Below are 3,599 nucleotides of genomic sequence, written 5' to 3' on the forward strand. Positions count from 1 at the left end.
GGCGGTCCCAGTGGGGGCGGCGGCGGTTCCTCCGGCAGCTGGGAGATTCCGCCCAAGGACGACAACGGTATCTATAAGGGTTGGCATTTGTTTGACCCGTTTGATTATGATTTTACACCTGCCGACAGCGATTATAACTATGACCCTCTAGAAGAGTTTGACCCGTCCGGCCTGCATATTCCACTGGATTTTCCAGCCCCAGACGATATTGATTATACAAATCCGTTCTGGGTTCCAGAATGGGCAAAAAACAAAGATTAGGAGGTTAATTCATGAAAAAGTGGAAACGGGTAATAGCCGTTCTTTGTGCGTTGGTTTGTGTATTGGGCGTGTCAGTACCGGCTTTTGCCGCTGTGGCTTATACTACTTTTTCCGAAGCGAAGATATCTAATGGAAGCCTTCTTTCGGCGTCTTATGGAGATGCTGTTCGCTTGGATACGGCCGGAAATTTAGTTGTGAACATCTCTTTTGATGCTTCGACCTGGTCAAAGATCGACGAAGCGAAAGAGTTATGGCGTACAGTTATGAGCGAGTGGAATGGTAATCCAGATTATTATATTTTTTATCAGTTCGCGCGTTCTTATTTATATGTTGGTGCTTTTTCAAAATCTTCTTTTTCCCATATTTCAAATAAAACTGATGCGCAGGGTACATATCATGCTTACTTTCGTCAGGGGTGCACTTTTCGCTTTGAGTTGCGCAATTCTGTTTTGCGGCTTACCTCTCACGCCGGTTCCCTTTTGGAAGGAAGTTTGCAGGATGTAGCCTTATTTCCATCTTCTAAGAATCTTTATTTTTTTTACAAAAGTATAGTTGATTTTCAAGAAGAACATTCTTTTTCAACTACGGTTTCAGTTTTATCTGATATCAATAATGTAACCATAATAGATGATGTTGTATCTCCCCCTGAAATCCCTCAATATAGCTTAATCGTTAATTATCAATATGAAAACGGCACACAGGCCGCACAGCCGGTCACGCGCTCACTCACAGCTGGGAGCAGCTACGAAATTGCGTCCCCGATGATTGAGGGCTACACCGCAGATAAGCCGGTTGTATCCGGCACGATGCCCGAAGAAGATTTGACGGTAACAGTCACCTATACGGCAGCCCCGCCACCCTCGCCACAGACCTACACCCTGACGGTCAACTATCGTTACGAAAACGGCTCGCAGGCCGCACAGCCAGTCACACGCTCGCTCACTGCCGGAAGCAGCTACGAGATCACATCTCCGGCAATCGAGGGCTACACAGCCGACAAGCCGGTCGTATCAGGTACTATGCCCGGAAATGATTTGACGTTAACAGTCACCTATACGGCAGTCCCACCGCCCGAGCCGCAGACCTACAACCTGACGGTCAACTATCGTTACGAAAACGGCTCACAGGCCGCACAATCGGTCACGCGCTCGCTCACAGCCGGAAGCAGCTACGAGATCGCATCCCCGGCAATTAAGGGCTACACGGCAGATAGACCAATCGTATCTGGCACGATGCCTGAAAGGGATTTAACGATTCATGTCCTGTATCGTAAAGATTCTTCCGGTTCATCTAAACCTTCTGGGTGGTTCGACGCCGCGCCTGATGTGGAGTGGAAAGACCCTTTTGAATGGTTTGACGCTGCACCGAATGTGGAGTGGAAAGACCCTTTTAAATGGTTTGATGCTGCACCAGATGTGGAATGGTGGAGTCCGTTTCCTTGGGGGGAGTGATGCGTTATCAATGAAGATTTTGTGGTTTTTTCGATGGATGCACTTATCGAAATGGGCTATACCATTTGGGTAAATATTGGCTCAATTTTTAATGTCTGTCTGTATATCTTTATGCTTATATTGGGATTGTATGCGCTTTTGGAGGTTGTAAGCCATTTAGGACGATAGGAGGGATAACAGTGAAAAAATCAGCTGTGCTTATGACGACGCTTGCTTGTCTTGTTTTTTGCGCTGTCCCTTGTTTTGCAGAGATCAATGTTCAGTGGCCTCCACCTACTTATGATATGCCTCGTACAGTTTTCACTTCGGACATGTTAAGTTCACTGGCTAAAAGTTTAAAACTATCTTTGGGCGCGATTTCCAGTACAGGGCTTCGCATTCTCGGCATTACAATTTCTCTTTCTTTGATTTCCGGTATCTTTATCCGGCTGCTGTTGGATAAATTGAATCTATATAACAGCGTTTGGAAGCGGGAATTTCATCGACGGGTGAAAGCCGAAGATCGCAGGCGACATCTTGACAGTATTGTAGATGATAAAGTCGCGGACATGGAAATTAACATGCTTGCCAAAGCGCGTTTCCGGCTTCGGAACCCTCTGGCTGATCTGAATGAAAAAATCTATCAGCGCGAATTATCATTCCAAGCGGAACAGGCAATTAGAGAACGGTATCCGGAGCGGGCTTTGGAAGAATCTATCTACAGAAGAGAGGTTTCCGCAGCTGCTGGGATTGAATTCACTCGGCGCAACCAAGTATTGGCCGCTGAAAGTAAGGTTGTTAATCGGGAAACCAGTTTTACTGCCGAAGGTCTTTTTCGCTATCGCAATCCGAATTATGTGAAACTACGAAAAGTAGATGATCGCTATCTTGCAGACGAAGCGGACAGGCAATATCGGGAGCAATGGCCGGAACGTTATGACCAACGACGTCAGATGTATGAAGAATTGGCCCGAGACTATGATGAGCGACGTGGCAGAAGATCACGCCGCCGAAGGAGGTAACGAAAATGCCCAAAAGGATATTTGTTATTTTGCTTGCTGTTCTGGTTCTGGCCTTCGCATCCGTCCCGACTTTTGCCGCTGACGGTTCTGGTCGGGGTGTTCTTTCATGGTTTTCGGATGTTGGTGGTTTCATCCGGGATATATTCGTCCCGGATGGCAATTATTTTAACAATCAACTGTCCCTTTTGAATGACCACATAAACAGCCGATTTGCAGGTTTAGGAGAATTATATCAGATGCTGGACAGTTTTTTTAAAACTTTACGCAACCCTCCTCCGATCTCTCTCAATCTAACTATCCCAACCAATTTTTTATTTCCGGGGTATCGAGGTACAAGAGTTGATTTCCTGACATCTGCAAAACCTTATTTTAATCTGATGCGGGATATTTTGAATGCGGCAGTCTGTCTTTTAACTGCGATCGTCTGTTATCACAAATTACGCACATTTTTTACTGAGGAGGGATAGCGTGATTATCGAGTTTTTTTGCAATCTCTTCTTCTCATTGCTCCATTTTTTGATTAATCTATTCCCTAAATTTCCGTCTTTTAACGGGCTAAACGTCTCCCTGTCGCCTCTTCTTTATGTGGTACGCTTTATTAATATGTTTGTGTCCTTTGCTGTAATCAGCAGATGTCTTTTGATCGTCCTGATTGTATATAATCTAAAATTTGTATGGTCTATTATTATGTGGCTGATACGTAAAATTCCGGGGGTGTCATAATGGTCGATTTAGGTTCTGCTTTTGGTAAAATGTTTTCTCCTATTGGATTTTTTTTAGGATTGCTGTTCAAGTGTGTTTTCGGCGGCGCCCTGCTCCTGATCTTCGGCGCGTTGGTCTATTTCTTTGTCCGGTACAAATTCAATCCCTTAAAGCTCGTGCCGGA

4 protein-coding genes are annotated in these 3,599 nt (G+C 45.2%); all 4 read left to right on the forward strand.

Annotation, left to right across the window (positions count from 1 at the left end; genetic code table 11):
* Positions 1-261 (forward strand): hypothetical protein (locus D5269_RS17120; protein WP_158605067.1); only part of this gene is annotated, 261 nt, incomplete at its 5' end.
* Positions 262-272: 11 nt separating this feature from the next.
* Complete coding sequence (locus D5269_RS17125) at positions 273-1,712, forward strand: MucBP domain-containing protein (protein WP_120487195.1); 1,440 nt, start codon at positions 273-275, stop codon at positions 1,710-1,712.
* A gap of 179 nt (positions 1,713-1,891) precedes the next feature.
* Positions 1,892-2,713: a hypothetical protein gene (locus D5269_RS17130; RefSeq protein WP_120487197.1), complete on the forward strand. Its 822-nt coding sequence runs from the start codon at positions 1,892-1,894 to the stop codon at positions 2,711-2,713.
* Positions 2,714-2,718: 5 nt separating this feature from the next.
* Positions 2,719-3,180 carry a hypothetical protein gene (locus D5269_RS17135; RefSeq protein WP_120487199.1) on the forward strand — a complete coding sequence of 154 codons (462 nt, stop codon included), beginning with the start codon at positions 2,719-2,721 and terminating at the stop codon, positions 3,178-3,180.
* Positions 3,181-3,599 lie beyond the last annotated feature (419 nt).

The sequence above is a fragment of the Anaerotruncus sp. 1XD42-93 genome (assembly GCF_009917605.1).
Taxonomy (GTDB): Bacteria; Bacillota; Clostridia; order Oscillospirales; family Ruminococcaceae; genus Anaerotruncus.